The sequence below is a fragment of the Amycolatopsis sp. NPDC023774 genome (genome assembly GCF_040639695.1).
Classification (GTDB): Bacteria; Actinomycetota; Actinomycetes; order Mycobacteriales; family Pseudonocardiaceae; genus Amycolatopsis.
On sequence record NZ_JBFAAJ010000010.1, the window covers coordinates 54,847 to 70,474 of the forward strand.

Below are 15,628 nucleotides of genomic sequence, written 5' to 3' on the forward strand. Positions count from 1 at the left end.
GCCAAGGCTGATCAGTATAGGCTGTCTATCGTGAACGAACAGAGCTCTCCCGATGCCGTGGCCCAGCGGTTGCGGATCGTCTTCGGCCGGCTGCGGCGGCGGTTGCAGGACGCGTCTTCCGTGCGTGGCCTGAGCGCACCGCAGGCGTCGGCGCTGGCTCGGCTGGCGATTTCCGAACCGTCGTCGGCCAGCCAGCTGGCGGGCGCGGAGCGGGTCCGGCCGCAGTCGATGGCCAAAACGGTCGCGGCGCTGCACGAACAGGGCCTGATCCGGCGTGAGGCCGACGCCGAGGACGCGCGACGCCAGCTGCTCTTCCTGACCGACGAGGGCCGCGCCGTCGCCCAAGGGGCCCGCGCCAGCCGGGAAGAGTGGCTGGCCAACGCGTTCGAGCAGCGTTTCACCGAGGCCGAGCGCCAGGTGCTGGCCCAGGCGCTGACCTTGCTGGAGCGCGTGGTCGAAGAATGAGCGCACCCGTGAAGGCGCGCGAGCGGTCCGGCGCGGGCGACGGGTTCAACCGCAGGCTCATCGCACCGCTCGTGTCCGGCGCGATCCTGAACCCGATCAACTCCACGATCGTCTCGGTCGCGCTGGTGCCGATCGGCGTCGCGTTCGGCGCGCCGCCCGCGCAGACGGCGTGGCTGATCTCCGCGCTGTATCTCGCGACGGCGGTCGGCCAGCCCGTGGTCGGGCGCCTGATCGACATCTACGGTCCGCGCCGGCTGTTCCTCCCCGCTGCGGCACTGGTCGGGGTCGCGGGCGTGCTCGGCGCGCTGGCCCCGAACCTGGCGGTGCTGATCGCCGCCCGCGTGATCCTCGGCTTCGGCACCTGCGCCGGTTATCCCGCGGCGATGCGGCTGATCCGCGACGAGGGCCGCCGCACGGGCAAGGACAGCCCCGCCGGGGTGCTCACCATCCTGGCGATCGCCACGCAGACCATCGCCGTGATCGGCCCGCCGCTGGGCGGGCTGCTGATCGGCCTCGGCGGCTGGCGCACCACGCTGGCGGTCAACATCCCCATCGCGGTCGTGGCGTTCGTGCTCGGGTGGCGGCGGTTCCCGCGCGACGAACGCGCGCCGGGCGAGCTCAACCTCGACTACCCCGGCATGGCCCTGTTCGCGGCGACGCTGGTCGCGCTCCTGCTGTTCCTCATGAACCCGGACGCCGGCTCGTGGTACCTGCTCGTGATCACCGTCCTCGCCGCGGCGGCCTTCACGGTGCGCGAGTTGCGCCATCCTCGGCCCTTCATCGACCTACGCGTGCTCGGCGGCAACGTCCCGCTGCTGCTCACGTACGGCCGCGCCCTGCTCGCGTACGTCGTGTCGTACAGCTTCCTCTACGGCGTCACCCAGTGGCTCGAGGACGGCCGCGGTCTGCCGGCGAGCACCACGGGCCTGCTCACTCTGCCGATGTTCGCCGCCGGCATCGTCGTCTCGGCGATCACCAGACGTCGGCAAGGCTTGCGCGGCAAGCTGTTCGTCGCCGCGGTCGCGCAGCTCGTCGCGTGCGTGCTGCTGCTCACCCTGGCGCCGACCAGTCCGTTGTGGACGATCGTCGGGATCGTGCTGATCTTCGGCATTCCGCAAGGGCTCAACAGCCTCGCGCTGCAGAACGCGGTGTACCGGCAGGCGAACCCGGGCGACGTCGGCGCGTCCGCGGGTCTGCTGCGCACCTTTGGCTACCTCGGCGCCATCGTCTCCTCCGCGGCCCAAGGCGGCTTCTACGGCCCACAGGCCGACTCCGACGGCCTCCATCACCTGGCCTGGTTCCTGGTGATCGCGAGCATCGTCTTCCTGCTCGTCAACGTCCTCGACCGGACGCTGGCGCGATCGACCCCGTCTGAAAGGCACCCGGAAATGACCGAACAGCTCGACCCGGCCCGCACCGCCCTGCTCGTCATGGACTACCAAGCCGGCATCGTGAGCCGCGTCGCCGACGACCAGGCGCTCCTCGACCGCGTCGGCACCGCGATCTCCGACGTCCGCGCCCACGGCGGGCACGTCGGCTGGGTCCGCGTCGGCTTCGACGACGCCGAGTTCGACGCCATCCCGTCCACCAGCGTGTTCGCGCGCATGGTGACGCCCGAAAGCCGCGCGGTGATGCACGCCGACGCCCCGGCCACCCAGATCGACGAGCGGCTGAGCCCGCAGCCGCAGGACGTCTCGGTGCGCAAGATCCGCGTCGGCGCGTTCACCACCACCGACCTCGACACCCAGCTGCGCGGGCGCGACGTCGACACCCTCGTGCTGGCCGGCATCAGCACCAGCGGCGTGGTGCTCAGCACCGTGCGCGAGGCGATGGACCGCGACTACCGGATTCTCGTGCTCGACGACGCCAGCGCCGACCCCGAGCCCGGCACCCACGAGTTCCTCACCGGCCGGATCTTCCCGAAGTTCGCCACCGTCCTCGACGTCGACGCGCTGGCGAAGCTCTGGGCCTAGCGGCTCAGGTAGCGGACCTGCCCGGGCTTCGCGGCGTCGAAGTCCGGGCGGCCCGCCAGGTGCTCGGGCACGCCGACCTCCCACCACGCGCCGGCTTCCGTCCACGCCGCAGGCAGCGTGCGCACCACGACCACCGCGGGCCGGCTTTCTGCGACGGCGGCCGCGCGCGCCTCGGCGTAGGCGTCCCGGAGATCGTCGACCGACGAAGCCGAGAACACCGCGCAGCCCAGGGCTTCCGCGTGCCGCGCGAAATCCACGCGGGGCGGCTCGGCGTGGGAGGTCCGGCAGTCGGCGTAGAAGTTGTTGAACGGCTTGCCCCCCTGACCCTGCTGCAGACGCGCGATCACGGCGTACCCGTCGTTGTCGCAGACCACCGCGACGAATGGGTGGCCCGCGAACGCGGCGGAGAACAAGTCCGAGTTGAGCATCAGGTACGAGCCGTCGCCGAGCAGGGTCGTCACGAGGCCGCCGTCGTGGGCGATCGCGGCGCCCCATGCGCCGGAGAGCTCGTAACCCATGCACGAGAAGCCGTACTCCACGTCGATGCTCACCTCGCCGGACCCGCGCCAGCCGCCGATCAGCTCACCGGGCAGCCCGCCGGACGCGGTCATCACGTAGTCGCGGGGCTCGGACAGGTCGTTGACCACGCCGACGACCTGCGCGTAGCTGGGGATCTCCGAGGTGGCAGAACGCAAGGAGCCGACGTGCGCGTCCCACTTGACGCGTTCCTCGGCGGCCTGGGTGGTCCACCGTGGATCGACGTGCCAGCTTTCCAGCTGTGCGGCCAGATCGTCGAGCCCGGCGTAGGCGTCGCCCACGACAGCCAGCGCGCCGTGCTTCACCGCGTCGAACGCGGCCGCGTTGAGCGTGACCAGCCGCATCTCGGGCGAGAACACGGTCCACGACGCGGTGGTGAAGTCCTGCAGGCGAGTACCCACCGCGAACACCACGTCGGCTGATGCGGCGACGGCGTTCGCCGACGAGGACCCGGTGATGCCCAACGGTCCCGCGTACAGCGGGTGCGTGTGCGGCACCAGCGTTCGCCCGGCCGTGGTCTCCGTGACGGGGATGCCGTGCCGCTCGGCGAACTCCAGGGCACGGCGACCCGCACCCGAGTAGCGCACGCCGCCACCCAGGACCAGCAGCGGACGCCGTGCCGCGCGCAGCACGCCGGCTGCCTCGGTCACCGCGCGCCGGTCGGGGCGCGGGCGCGGCAGCCGGTGCGTCACGGGCTCGAAGAGCGTTGGCGGGAAGTCGAACGTCTCGGCCTGCACGTCCTGCGGCAGCGCCAGCGTCACCGGCCCGCAGTCGGCCGGGTCGGTGAGCACCCGCGCGACCTGCGGCAACGTCGCGAGCAGCTGCTCCGGGCGCGTGATGCGGTCGAAGTAGCGGCTCACGGCGCGGAAGGCGTCGTTGACCGTCGCCGTGCCGTCGTGGAACGGCTCGATCTGCTGCAGCACCGGGTCGGGCGCGCGGTTGACGAACGTGTCGCCCGGCAGCAGCAGCACCGGCAGCCGGTTGGCGTGCGCGACCCCCGCGGCCGTCACCATGTTGAGCGCGCCCGGGCCGATCGACGACGTAACCACGCCGACCTGCCGACGTTGCGCCGCCTTCGCGTAGCCGACGGCCGCGAGCGCCATGCCCTGCTCGGTGTGCCCGCGCCAGACCGGGATTTCGTCGCGGTGCTCTTCCAGCGCCGTGCCGAGGCCGAGGACGTTGCCGTGGCCGAAGATCGCGAAGACCCCGGGGAACAGCGGCACCTCGCGCCCGTCGAGCGTTTCGGACCGCTGCGCGAGCAGCCAGCGCACCAGCGCCTGCGCTGTCGTCAGTTTCAGTGTCTTGCGGGGGCCAGGCCCCTGCGCCCCCGCCGGGTGCTCTGCCCCCGGGCCGGCGAAAAGATTCATGAGACGCGTCCTTCGTAATCGGTGACGGGACACCGCGGATCCAGCTCCTGAGACGCCCAGGTGTCGCGGACCCAGCCGTGCGCGGGGTCGTCGCAGAACGCCATCGAACGCTCTTCGGCGGGCCCGGCCAGCACGTTCAGGTAGTACATCGGGTAACCCGGGGCTGCGACGCACGGGCCGTGATAGCCGCGCGGGATCAGGAACACGTCGCCGTCGCGCACGGCCACATCCTCGTCCAGCTCGCCGTCGGCGGTGTAGGTGCGGTGCAGGCCGAAGCCCTCGCGCGAGGGCGTGACGCCGTCGCGCCCGGCGATGCGGAAGTAGTAGATCTCCTCGTTCACGACCTCGCACTCGCTCGCCTCGTCGTGCTTGTGTGGCGGGTACGAAGACCAGTTGCCGTCGGGCGTGATGAGCTCGCAGGCGTTGAGCTTGTCCGCGTGGTCCCACACGCCGGGGACCCCGAAGTTGGTGACCTGCCTGCTCGCCTGGCCCGAGCCGCGGACCTCCACGGGCACCTCCTCGGCCGCGCCGTACCTGGGTTCGAGCCGGCGCTCGCAGCGGGCCATCGGCAGCGCGACCTCGGCGCCGGTGGGGGAGGTCAGCTCGACCTCGGCGTCGCGCGGCACGTAGACGAAGTCCGTGACCCGCGAGAACACGGAGTCGCGGCCCTCGAGTTCGAACTCCTCGTCGTCGACGCGCACGGTGAGCGAGCCGGACAGCGGCAGCACGAACGCCTCGAACTCGCCGGTCTCGATCATCCGGGGCAGCCGGCGACCGACCTTGAGCACCCGCAGGCCGGTGTGCGACCAGCCGGCCGCTTCGGGCGTCAGAAGAACCGGGTCGGAGTCGTCGGTCAGTGTCCCGTGTGGACGGTGCAGTGCGCTCACTTCGCGGCCTCCAGGATCTTCGCGGCAGCTGCCACGGCGGACCCGACGTCGCCGTCGGGCGGGTAGAGCAGGGTACGGCCCACCACCAGGCCGCGCACTACGTCGTGTCGCAGGGTGCGGCCCCACGACGCCAGGTCGGCGGCGGGGTCGCCGGACGGCACCCCGCCCAGGATCACCACCGGCAGAGTCGTGGCGCCGAGCACGGCGGTGTCGTCCGTCGACGGCAGCTTGAGCCAGGTGTGCGCCGACGTCACGCCGATGCCCGAGGCCACCGTGACGGCCCGGGCCAGCGCGGCGGCGTCCTTCTGCAGCACCAGCCGGCCTTCGGCCCGGGCGTACGGCAGCGGCTCGACCATCGCGACGAGGCCGTAAGAAGCGAGCTCTGTGACGGCGTCCGCGCAGGCCTGCAGCGTCGGCACGGTGCCAGGATCGTCGTCGACGAGCCGCAGCAGCATCTTGCCGCCGTCGAGCCGGCAGTCGACGAGCGATGCGGCGTGGTAGCCGGTGAAGCGGTCGTCGATCTCCCAGTCGGCGCCGGCCAGGCCGCCCCGGTTCATCGAGCCGATCACGACCTTGTCGTGGAGCGCGTCGAGCAGCAGCAGTTCCTCGACGACGTCGGGCGTGGCGAGCAGCCCGTCGACGGCCGGGTTGGCCAGCGCCACCAGCAGCCGTTCGAGCAGCGACCGGCGGTCGGCCATCGCGAGCGGGTCGCCGCCCACGCCCAGCGCCCCGCGGGCCGGGTGGTCGGCGGCGACGAGAAACAGGGTTCCCTTGTCCGACAACAGGTTCTCGCGCCGCCGCCGTGACGCGTATGCCCGCCGCACCCCGCCCGGGTCGGTGGCCCGCACGCGCAGCAGCTCGCTCCAGCGTTCGTCGGTCAGCAACGGCGTCACAGCAGCTCCTCGATCTCCGCGGCGGTCGGCATCGCGTCGGCGCACGCGAGCCGCGCCGCGACCAGCGCGCCGGCCGCGTTCGCGTACTCCGCGAGGCGCACCGGCTCCCAGCCCGACAGCAACCCGTGCACGAGGGCGCCGCCGAAGCCGTCGCCCGCGCCGAGACCGCACACCACCTCGACGCGCTGCGGCTTCACCGTCGCGCGACCCTCGGGGGTCGCGACGAGCACGCCTTCCGCGCCCTTCTTGATCACCGCGAGCCGCACGCCACGGGCGAGCATCCGGTCCGCGGCCTCTTCCGGGTCCGCCGTGCCCACGGCCACCTCGACCTCCGCGCGGTTGCCGACGGCCACCGTCACGTGGTCGAGCATCCAGCCGATCTCCTCACGCGCGGTCTCCACGTCCGGCCAGAACATCGGCCGGTAGTCGAGGTCGACCACGGTGTGCCGGCGCCGGTCGCGCGCTTCGAGGATCTTGCGCTGCGTCGTGCGCGCGGGCTCGGTGGAGACGCCCGTGCCCGTGACCCACAGCAGCGGCACCTCGCGCACGACGTCCCACGGCACGTCGGCGTCGGTCAGCGTGAGGTCGGGCGCGATGGGGGAGCGGTAGAACAGCAGCGGGGGGTCGGCCGGCGGGTTCAGCTCGCAGAACACCACCGGTGTCTGCAGGGCCGGCGAGGTGCCCACGAACTCCGGCGAGACGCCGAAGCCCGTGAGCGCCTGGCGCACGTAGCCGCCGAACCCGTCGGGCCCCACCTTCGTGAGCACGGCGGTGCGGCGGCCGAGCCGCGCGGCGGCGACCGCGACGTTGGTCGCGGTGCCGCCGAGCGACTTGGCGAACGTGGCGACCTCGGCCAGCGGCACGCCGCTCTGCTCGGGGTAGAGGTCCACCCCGACCCGGCCGATGGTCAGCGCCTCGAGACTCACGTCTCCACCGCGCGCAGCTCGTGTTCCAGGGCCTCCAGCTCGGCACCGCCCGCCATCTGCCGCGTGAGCTCGGAGATGCCGATCTCGGACTTCTCGTACGACCCGAGCGCGGCACCGCGCTTGAGCAGCAGGAACCGGTCGGCCACCGGGTAGGCGTGGTGCGGGTTGTGCGTGATCAGCACGACGCCGAGGCCGCGGTCGCGGGCCTGCGCCACGTACTTGAGCACGACCCCGGCCTGCTTCACGCCCAGGGCCGCTGTGGGCTCGTCGAGGATCAGCACCTTCGCGCCGAAGTGCACGGCCCGCGCGATGGCCACGCACTGGCGTTCACCGCCGGAGAGCGTGCCGACGGGCTGCTCCACGTCCCGCAGGTCGATGCCCATGTCCGCGAGCGCCTGTTTCGTGGTCTCGCGGCACTTCTTCCGGTCGAGCATCCGGAACGGGCCGAACCCGGTCGTCGGCTCGGAGCCGAGGAAGAAGTTGCGCCACACGCTCATCAGCGGCACCACCGCGAGGTCCTGGTACACCGTGGCGATGCCGCGGTCCAGCGCCTCGCGGGGCGAGGTGAACCGCACGGGCCCGCCCTCGACCAGGAACTCGCCACGGTCGTGCTGGTGCACACCGGCGAGGATCTTGATCAACGTGGATTTCCCGGCGCCGTTGTCGCCGAGCACGCAGGTGACCTCGCCCGCGTTGACCACTGTGGACACATCGCGCAGCGCCACGACGCTGCCGTACCTCTTGCCGACGTCCTTGACCTCGATCAGGGGAGCGTTCATCGCCGGACCCTTTCCGCGCGCCGCCGGAAGGCGTTGTTGACCAGGACCGCGGCCAGCAGCATGATCCCGAGGAACAGCATGAACCAGTCGCTGTCCCACCCGGCGAACACGATGCCCTGGCGCGCCATGCCGAAGATGAGGGCGCCGATCGCGGCGCCCACGGCCGAGCCGTAGCCACCGGTGAGCAGACAGCCGCCGATCACCGCGGCGATGATGTACTGGAACTCCAGCCCGATGCCCTGGTTGGCCTGCACGCTCGCGAACCGCAGGATGTTGATCGAGCCGACGAGCCACGCCGCGAGCGCCGTGCCCATGAACAGCAGGATCTTCGTGCGCACCACCGGCACGCCGACCGCACGCGAGCTGGCCGCCGAGCCGCCGACGGCGAAGATCCAGTTGCCGAAGCGGGTACGCGACAGCAGCCACGCGGCCACCGCCGTCACGCCGATCCACCACACGATGGAGATCTGGAACGGCGTGCCCCCGATGTTCACGGTGGAGGCGAACACGAACCCGGCCGACGCGTAGCCGTCGGTCGAGCGCATGCCCGAAACCTGCACGGTTCCCGTGACCAGCCGCGTCACGCCGAGGTTCAGTCCCTGCAACGCGAGGAACGTGCCGAGCGTGACGATGAAGCTCGGCAGGCCCGTTTTCATCACGAGCCAGCCGTTGAACGCGCCCACGACGAGCGCGAAGACCAGCGAGGCCAGCAGGGCGAGCCACACGTTCCAGCCCGCCTGGGTCGCGAGGATCGCGGTGACCAGCGAGGTCGACGCCGTCATCACGCCCGCCGACAGGTCGAACTCACCGCCGATCATGAGCAGCGAGACGGCCACGGCCATGATGCCGAGCGTCGCCGCGTCGTCGAGCCAGGTCGCGGCGCCGCTGGCGCTGAAGAACTTTTCGGTGACGAGCGAGAAGAAGAGGAAGACGACAGCCGCGCCGAGCAGGGCGCCGATCTCCGGCCGGACCACCAGCCGGTCCATGAGCTTCGGTTTCCCGAGCCGTTCGTCGAGCGTGGTGGTGGTCATCGGGTGCCCCTTTGCACGTACTGGCCGACCTTGTCCACAGTGGCTTTGTCGACCAGGTCGGGGCCGGTGAGCACCGGCTTGCCACCGCCGACGATGTTCGCGTTGTCGCGGTAGAGCTTGAGGAACACGACCGGCAGGTAGCCCTGCTCGTACTGCTGCTGGTCGACGGCGAACAGCACGTTGCCCGACTTGATGGCGGCCACCACGTCGGAGTTCAGGTCGAACGTGCCGACCTGCGCCTTCGAGCCCACCGACTTGATCGCGCTCACGGCGCGGGCGGCGACCTGCGAGTTCAGCGTGAGCACGGCGTCGATCGACGGATCGGTCTGCACGGCGCCGCGGATGCGCGACTCGGCGTCGGTGGGGTTGGAGATGTCCACCTGCAGCGTCTGCACGTCGCCGCCGAAGCCGTTCTTCGCGCCGTCGCAGCGCTGTGCCTGGCCGACGTTGCCGGCCTCGTGGATCACGCAGAGCAGCTTCTTCTTGCCGAGGTCCTTGAACTTCTTGCCGGCTTCCTGGCCCGCGATGGACTCGTTCTGGCCCACGTGGGTGAGTGCGCCGTAAGCCGCGCTCTTGTCCTCGCCGGAGTTGATGGTGATGACCGGGATCCCGGCGCGCACTGCCGCCTCGATCGAGGGCTGCAGGGCTTCGGGGTTGGCCATCGAGACCACCAGGCCCCCGATCTGCTGGGCGACGGCGTTGTCGATCAGCTTGGCCTGCGCTCCCGGGTCACCGTCGGACGCGTATTCGACCTGCACACCCAGGTCCTTGCCCGCCTGCTCGGCGCCGTTCTTGACCACGTTCCAAAACGCGTCGCCCGCGGTGCCGTGGGTGATCACGGCGACCTTCAGCGGCCCGGACTCGACCGGCGCCGCGGCGGGGGCGGTGGCCTTCGGCTCGGCCGCGGGCCCGGTGCACGCCGACAGCAGCAGGCCCGTGGCCAGCAGCCCCGCCACGACCCGGGCGGCCCTCGAGCGCGGTTTCGGCACCCCGCGCCTCAAGCGATGGGACATCGTCGTCTCTCCTCGCTTCGTCTTCCTCGTTGTCTTCTCAGCCGGCCAGGCGGCCGACGATCGCCGCGAGGCAGGCCAGGCTCGTCGCCACGTCCCGCTTCGGCAGGTCCACGGGGCTGCGCTCGTCGAGCGCCGTGTCCTGCTCCAGCACGTACCAGCCGTCGTAGCCCGCTTCGTGCACGAAGCGAACCATGGCTTCGATGTCCACGTCACCCTCACCCAGCGGGACGTACAGACCATTGCCCACCGCTTCGGTGTACCCGACGGTGCCCTTGCGGACGGCTTCGGCCAGCTCACCGCGCACGTCCTTGAGGTGCAGGTGCCCGATCCGGTCCGGGTACCGCCGGGCCAGCTCGACGGGATCGGTGCCGCCGATCAGCAGGTGGCCGGTGTCGAGGCACAGCGGCAGGTCGGAGTCGGCGAGGAACCGTTCGACTTCGGCCTGCGTCTCGGCGTGGGTGCCGACGTGGGGGTGCAGCACGGCCTTGAGGCCGTGGCCCGCCGCGACGTCGCGGATGCGGCCGGCGGTGCTGATCAGGGTGGCCCACTCGGCGTCGGTGAGAGCGGGCCGTTCGTCGTAGCCGTCGAGGCCGGTCGCGGCGGCGAGCACCAGCACCTCGGCCCCGCACGCGGCGAAGAGCGCCGCCGAGTCTTCGGCTTCGGCGAGCGCGGCCTCCGGGTTCTCGTGCAGCACCACGGCGAGGAAACCGCCGATGAGGTCGAGGCCGTGGCCGCCGAGGAGCTTCTTCAGCTCGCCAGGGTCGCGTGGCAGGTATCCGGGCGGGCCGAGTTCGGTGGCGGTGATGCCCAGCTCCGCCATCTCCCCGAGCACGGTCGGCGCGTCGAGGACCCGGCCCCAGCCCGGCACTTCGCACACCCCCCAGGAGATCGGTGCGGCGGCGATGCGGATGGTGGCGGTCATGGGAACCCTCTCCGTGCGGTGACCCTTGGCGTTGGCCCGTTCGGTGCGCGTTGGAGCGCTCTATTGATTAGAGCGCTCTAAGCTTGTAGCGTCGGCCACACCCGAGTCAAGGGCCGGTTTCCGGCCGGTTTCCGGCGGAGAGGCAAGCGAATCGTGAAGCCCACCATGGAGGACGTCGCCGCGCGGGCGGGGGTTTCCCGTGCGCTCGTCTCCCTCGTGATGCGCAACGCGCCGAACGTTTCGGCGTTGCGCCGGGAAGCGGTGCTGAAGGCCGCGGAGGAGCTGGGCTACTCGCCGCACGTGATGGCGCGCTCGCTCGCCAGCCGCACGTCGACGGTCCTCGGCGTGATGGTGAACGACCTGCGCAACGCGTTTTTCGCCGACGTGGTCGAGGGTCTCGACGCGGCGGCGCAGGCGGCCGGGTTCGATCTCATCCTCAACACCGGTGGGCGTGTGCCCTCGCGGGAGAGCACGGCGTTGCGCAGCCTGCTGTCCTTCCGGCCGGCGGGGGTGATCCTGCTTTCGCCGGTCGTGCCCGCGTCGGCGATCGAAGCCGCGGCCCGCCAGTGTCCCGTCGTGCTCGTGTCGCGGACTTCGCGCGCGGCCGGGGTGGACACGGTGAACGACGACGGTGAGGCGGGGTCGGCGCTGGCCGTCGAGCACCTCGTGGGCTTGGGGCACCGCCGGATCGCGCACCTCGACGGCGGGGGAGCGGCCGGTGCCGCGGCACGTCGCCGGGGGTTCCGGCGGGCGATGACGGCGCAGGGGCTCGAACCGATCGTGGTGCGCAGTGAGCACACGGACACCGCGGGCGAGAAGGCCGTGCTGGAGCTGCTGAGCACGTACGACCGGGCCGACCTGCCCACCGGATTGGTGGCGGGCAACGACTTCAACGCCGTGGGCGCGATCTCCGCCTTGGAGGACAATGGGTTGCGCGTCCCCGGCGACGTGTCGGTGGTCGGCTATGACAACACGTCACTGGCTTCACTGCGGCACGTCTCACTGACCACCGTGGACCAGCCGCGCACCGAGATGGGCCGCCTGGCCTTCGAAGCTTTGTTGGAGCGCGTGCGCGGTGAGCGCACGACTCCGGCCCGGCACCTGCTGCACCCTTCCCTGGTGGTTCGCTCGACCACCGCCCGTCGCTAGGAGCTTCTCGTGACCGAACTCGTCCAGCACTGGATCGACGGCGCACGCACCGTCGGCGTCTCGACCCGTCGTGGCGACGTCTTCCAGCCGGCCACTGGCGAGGTGGCGCGCCAGGTCGTGCTCGCCGGGCCGGCCGATGTGGACGCCGCGGTCGCATCGGCGGTCAAGGCCTCGCGCGACTGGTCCGACAGCTCGCTGGCGCAGCGGACGAAGATCATGTTCGCGTTCCGCCAGCTGGTGGACTCCCGCCGCGACGAGCTGGCCGCGCTGATCACCGCCGAGCACGGCAAGGTGCTCTCCGACGCCGCGGGCGAGGTGCAGCGCGGGCTCGAGGTGGTGGAGTTCGCGTGCGGCATCGCGCAGGTCCTCAAGGGTGAGCACTCCGAGCAGGTCTCGCGGGGGATCGACGCGTACTCGCTGCGGCAGCCGCTGGGCGTGGTCGCCGGGATCACGCCGTTCAACTTCCCGGTGATGGTGCCGATGTGGATGTTCCCCGTGGCGATCGCCTGCGGGAACACGTTCGTCCTCAAGCCCTCCGACCGGGATCCGTCGGCGTCGGTGCGGCTGGCGGAGCTGTTCTCCGAGGCGGGGTTGCCGCCGGGCGTGCTCAACGTGGTGCAGGGTGACGCCGCGGCGGTGAACTCGCTGCTGACGCATCCGGACGTCGCCGGGGTGTCGTTCGTGGGCTCGACGCCGATCGCGCGGCACGTGTACGAGACGGCGACGGCGGCGGGCAAGCGCGTGCAGGCGCTCGGCGGGGCGAAGAACCACATGGTCGTGTTGCCGGACGCCGACGTGGCGGGTGCGGCCGACGCCGCCGTGTCCGCCGGGTACGGCAGTGCCGGGGAGCGGTGCATGGCGATCTCGGTGGTCGTCGCGGTCGGTGACACGGCCGATGAGCTGGTTTCGGCCATTGCTTCCCGCACGCGTTCCTTGACGACCGGGCCTGGCGTGGACGCTTCCTCGCAGATGGGGCCGGTCGTGACCGCTGCCGCGCGGGACCGGATCGTGTCCTATGTGGACGCCGGTGAACGCGCGGGCGCTTCGGTGGTCGTCGACGGCCGTGGTCTCGCGGCTCGTGAAGATGGCTTCTGGGTCGGCCCGACGCTGCTCGACCACGTGACGCCGGACATGACCGTGTACACCGACGAGATCTTCGGCCCGGTGCTGTCGGTGGTGCGCGCTGACACGTTCGAGGCGGCGCTGGAACTGGTCAACGCCAACCCGTACGGCAACGGCACCGCCATCTTCACCACCGACGGCCTGGCCGCGCGCGAGTTCGAGCGGCGCGTCACCGTCGGGATGGTCGGCATCAACGTGCCCATCCCCGTACCGATGGCCTACTACTCCTTCGGCGGCTGGAAGGACTCCCTCTTCGGCGACACGCACGTGCACGGCGCCGAGGGTGTGCGCTTCTACACCCGTACGAAGGCCGTGACGTCGCGCTGGCCGCGGCAGCCGCACGGCGTCGACCTCGGTTTTCCCACGCACTGATCCTTCCGACGAGCAGGAGGCTTCCACGATGAGGTTGGGACTGGCGGGCACCGGCCGGATCGGCACCGCCCACGCCGAAACGCTCAAGGGCTTCGATGAGGTCTCCTCGGTGGTCGTCGCCGACGTCGACGCGGCGCGCGCCCGGGCCGCGGCCGCGAAACTCGGCGTCGAGGCCGCTTCCGGGATCGAGGAGCTGTTCGAGGCGGGCCTGGATGCCCTGGTGGTCGCCGCGGCCACCGACGCTCACCCGGGCCTGATCGTGAAGGCCGTCGACGCGGGCATCCCGGTCTTCTGCGAAAAGCCGGTGGCCGCCGACATCACCGGGACCTTGGCGGTCATCGACCACATCGCGGGCTCCTCCGTACCCGTCCAGATCGGTTTCCAGCGCCGCTTCGACGCCGGCTACCGGGCCGCCCGCGTCGCCGTCGCTTCGGGTGAGCTGGGCTGGCTCCACACCGTCCGCGCGACCACCCTGGACCCGGAACCGCCCCCCGCCGACTACGTCCCCCACTCCGGCGGCCTCTTCCGCGATTGCGGCGTGCACGACTTCGACATCGTCCGCTGGGTCACCGGCCGCGAGGTGGTGTCGGCCTATGCGGCAGGCGCGAACCGCGGCGCCCAATTCTTCGTCGACGCCGGCGACGTGGACACCGCCGCGGTGGTGCTGACCCTGGACGACGGCACCCTCGCGACAGTCTCGCTCACCCGCTACAACGGCGCAGGCTACGACGTGCGCTTCGAGGCCCTCGGGTCTCGGTCCGGTGTGGTGGTGGGTCTGGATGACCGCTCGCCGCTGAACTCCGTGGAGCCCGGTGTGGCTCCCTTGCCGGGCCCCGCGTACCCCGGCTTCATGGAGCGGTTCCGGCCGGCTTACGTGGCTGAGTTGCAGGCTTTCCTGGACGTCGCGGCCGGCCGGGCGCCCAGCCCCGCGGGTGCCGAGGACGCGCTGGAGGCCTTCTACATCGCCGAGGCCTGCGAACTCTCGCGGCGCGAACGGCGGCCGGTGCAGGTGAGTGAGGTTCGCCGGTAGCTCCGACGTCGCCCCGATGCGGACTCGACCCGAGGCCACATCGGGGCACGATCAAAACTCAGAAACCCGCCGGAACGTGCGGCACGTAGTGCTCCTCCAGCCGCGCCATCTCCTTCTCCGTGAGCCCCAGCTCCACAGCCGCCACGGCATCCGCCACGTGCCCGGGCTTCGTCGCGCCGAAGATCGGCGCCGTGACCGCCGGCTTGTGCAGCATCCACGCCAACGCGACCTGGGCCCGCGAAACCCCACGATCCGCAGCGATCTCCGCCACCGCTGAAGAAACGCGGCGATCGGCCTCCTCCGCCTGTGAGTAGAGCTTCTCGGCGAACCGGTCGTTTTCACTGCGCTTGGTCGATTCGCCCCAGTCACGTGTCAACCGACCGCGGGCCAGCGGGCTCCACGGCAGCACGCCGACACCCTGGTCGAGGCAGAACGGGTGCATCTCGCGTTCTTCCTCGCGCTGGATGAGGTTGTACTGGTCCTGCATGGAGACGAAGCGGGTCCAGCCGCCGAGATCGGCAACGTACTGGGCCTGCGCGAACTGCCACGCCCACATGGAGGAGGCGCCCAGGTAGCGCACCTTGCCGGCGCGCACGAGGTCGTGCAGGGCCTCCATGGTCTCCTCGATCGGGGTGTTCTCGTCGTAGCGGTGGATCTGGTACAGGTCCACGTAGTCGGTGCCGAGGCGGCGCAGGCTGGCGTCGATCTGGGTCATGATGGCGCCGCGGGAGAGGCCGGCGCCGTTGGGGCCCGGGCCCATGCGGTTGTAGACCTTGGTGGCGATCACGATCTCCTCGCGTCGCGTGAACTCGCCGAGGAGTTTGCCGGTGATCTCTTCGCTGGATCCGTCGGAATAGGTGTTGGCGGTGTCGAACGTGGTGATGCCCGCTTCCACCGCCTCCCGGAAGAACGGCCGCGCATCGTCGAGGTCGAGGGACCACTCGTGGCCGCCCCGGTCGGGCACGCCGTAGCTCATGCAGCCGAGGATCACACGCGAGACCTGCAGGCCGGTCGAGCCCAGCCGGACGTACTTCATCGAAGGCCGCTCCTGTTCTCATCGAAGGCACCGCGAACACCGGACGCAACCACCCTAGCGGCGAGGCACGAAGCCGTGGAGTCTTTCCACACTGGACAGTCGTCACGTTGCCCGTTGACCGCCACG

The 15,628-nt window shown here is 71.1% G+C and carries 14 protein-coding genes; 5 read left to right on the plus strand and 9 right to left on the minus strand.

Annotated elements, in window-relative coordinates; translation table 11 throughout:
* Positions 1 to 30: 30 nt before the first annotated feature.
* Together AB0F91_RS21875 and AB0F91_RS21880 are read left to right on the plus strand one after the other, a co-directional pair.
* Entirely contained in the window at positions 31 to 465 is a 435-nt protein-coding gene (locus tag AB0F91_RS21875; protein ID WP_360599851.1) for a MarR family transcriptional regulator, read from the plus strand.
* Entirely contained in the window at positions 462 to 2,438 is a 1,977-nt protein-coding gene (locus AB0F91_RS21880) for an MFS transporter (RefSeq protein ID WP_360599853.1), read from the plus strand. Before AB0F91_RS21875 ends, AB0F91_RS21880 begins: the two co-directional genes overlap by 4 nt.
* Here the strand turns inward: AB0F91_RS21880 and iolD are convergent.
* From iolD to AB0F91_RS21920, 8 genes are all read right to left on the minus strand, one after another.
* Entirely contained in the window at positions 2,435 to 4,273 is a 1,839-nt protein-coding gene (gene iolD, locus AB0F91_RS21885) for a 3D-(3,5/4)-trihydroxycyclohexane-1,2-dione acylhydrolase (decyclizing) (protein ID WP_360600199.1), read from the minus strand. The two genes, AB0F91_RS21880 and iolD, sit on opposite strands and share 4 nt — an antisense overlap.
* A gap of 65 nt (positions 4,274 to 4,338) precedes the next feature.
* The gene (iolB, locus tag AB0F91_RS21890) at positions 4,339 to 5,229 is read right to left on the minus strand and encodes a 5-deoxy-glucuronate isomerase (protein ID WP_360599855.1); all 891 of its coding nucleotides are present in this window, start codon (positions 5,227 to 5,229) and stop codon (positions 4,339 to 4,341) included.
* Positions 5,226 to 6,122 (minus strand): aldolase, encoded by an 897-nt coding sequence (locus AB0F91_RS21895; protein WP_360599857.1) that lies wholly within the window; start codon positions 6,120 to 6,122, stop codon positions 5,226 to 5,228. The genes iolB and AB0F91_RS21895 overlap by 4 nt, the downstream gene beginning before the upstream one ends.
* On the minus strand, positions 6,119 to 7,048 hold the full coding sequence (iolC, locus tag AB0F91_RS21900; protein WP_360599859.1) for a 5-dehydro-2-deoxygluconokinase: 930 nt from the start codon (positions 7,046 to 7,048) through the stop codon (positions 6,119 to 6,121). Before iolC ends, AB0F91_RS21895 begins: the two co-directional genes overlap by 4 nt.
* Positions 7,045 to 7,827 carry an ATP-binding cassette domain-containing protein gene (locus AB0F91_RS21905; protein ID WP_360599862.1) on the minus strand — a complete coding sequence of 261 codons (783 nt, stop codon included), beginning with the start codon at positions 7,825 to 7,827 and terminating at the stop codon, positions 7,045 to 7,047. Before AB0F91_RS21905 ends, iolC begins: the two co-directional genes overlap by 4 nt.
* Positions 7,824 to 8,858 carry an ABC transporter permease gene (locus AB0F91_RS21910; RefSeq protein WP_360599864.1) on the minus strand — a complete coding sequence of 345 codons (1,035 nt, stop codon included), beginning with the start codon at positions 8,856 to 8,858 and terminating at the stop codon, positions 7,824 to 7,826. The genes AB0F91_RS21905 and AB0F91_RS21910 overlap by 4 nt, the downstream gene beginning before the upstream one ends.
* Positions 8,855 to 9,871 (minus strand): substrate-binding domain-containing protein, encoded by a 1,017-nt coding sequence (locus AB0F91_RS21915; RefSeq protein WP_360599866.1) that lies wholly within the window; start codon positions 9,869 to 9,871, stop codon positions 8,855 to 8,857. The genes AB0F91_RS21910 and AB0F91_RS21915 overlap by 4 nt, the downstream gene beginning before the upstream one ends.
* 37 nt (positions 9,872 to 9,908) lie before the next feature.
* Positions 9,909 to 10,793 carry a sugar phosphate isomerase/epimerase gene (locus AB0F91_RS21920; protein WP_360599868.1) on the minus strand — a complete coding sequence of 295 codons (885 nt, stop codon included), beginning with the start codon at positions 10,791 to 10,793 and terminating at the stop codon, positions 9,909 to 9,911.
* 150 nt (positions 10,794 to 10,943) lie between these two features.
* Here AB0F91_RS21920 and AB0F91_RS21925 point away from each other — a divergent pair, with 150 nt between their 5' ends.
* Genes AB0F91_RS21925 through AB0F91_RS21935 form a run of 3 tightly spaced genes read left to right on the plus strand, consistent with a single transcriptional unit; the run spans position 10,944 to position 14,466 of the window.
* Positions 10,944 to 11,942: a LacI family DNA-binding transcriptional regulator gene (locus tag AB0F91_RS21925; protein ID WP_360600202.1), complete on the plus strand. Its 999-nt coding sequence runs from the start codon at positions 10,944 to 10,946 to the stop codon at positions 11,940 to 11,942.
* Positions 11,943 to 11,951: 9 nt separating this feature from the next.
* Complete coding sequence (locus AB0F91_RS21930; RefSeq protein WP_360599870.1) at positions 11,952 to 13,436, plus strand: CoA-acylating methylmalonate-semialdehyde dehydrogenase; 1,485 nt, start codon at positions 11,952 to 11,954, stop codon at positions 13,434 to 13,436.
* Positions 13,437 to 13,464: 28 nt separating this feature from the next.
* Positions 13,465 to 14,466, plus strand: a complete 1,002-nt coding sequence (locus AB0F91_RS21935; protein ID WP_360599872.1) for a Gfo/Idh/MocA family oxidoreductase — start codon at positions 13,465 to 13,467, stop codon at positions 14,464 to 14,466.
* A 58-nt stretch (positions 14,467 to 14,524) separates the two neighbouring features.
* Here AB0F91_RS21935 and AB0F91_RS21940 read toward each other — a convergent pair whose 3' ends face one another.
* Entirely contained in the window at positions 14,525 to 15,502 is a 978-nt protein-coding gene (locus AB0F91_RS21940) for an aldo/keto reductase (RefSeq protein ID WP_360599874.1), read from the minus strand.
* Positions 15,503 to 15,628 lie beyond the last annotated feature (126 nt).

Bases quoted from the DNA above. Each gene is read 5' to 3' on its own strand.
- AB0F91_RS21935 (WP_360599872.1), top strand. From the start codon at position 13,465: ATGAGGTTGGGACTGGCGGGCACCGGCCGGATCGGCACCGCCCACGCC.
- AB0F91_RS21905 (WP_360599862.1), bottom strand. From the start codon at position 7,827: ATGAACGCTCCCCTGATCGAGGTCAAGGACGTCGGCAAGAGGTACGGC.
- AB0F91_RS21940 (WP_360599874.1), bottom strand. From the start codon at position 15,502: ATGAAGTACGTCCGGCTGGGCTCGACCGGCCTGCAGGTCTCGCGTGTG.
- AB0F91_RS21910 (WP_360599864.1), bottom strand. From the start codon at position 8,858: ATGACCACCACCACGCTCGACGAACGGCTCGGGAAACCGAAGCTCATG.
- AB0F91_RS21880 (WP_360599853.1), top strand. From the start codon at position 462: ATGAGCGCACCCGTGAAGGCGCGCGAGCGGTCCGGCGCGGGCGACGGG.
- AB0F91_RS21920 (WP_360599868.1), bottom strand. From the start codon at position 10,793: ATGACCGCCACCATCCGCATCGCCGCCGCACCGATCTCCTGGGGGGTG.
- AB0F91_RS21915 (WP_360599866.1), bottom strand. From the start codon at position 9,871: ATGTCCCATCGCTTGAGGCGCGGGGTGCCGAAACCGCGCTCGAGGGCC.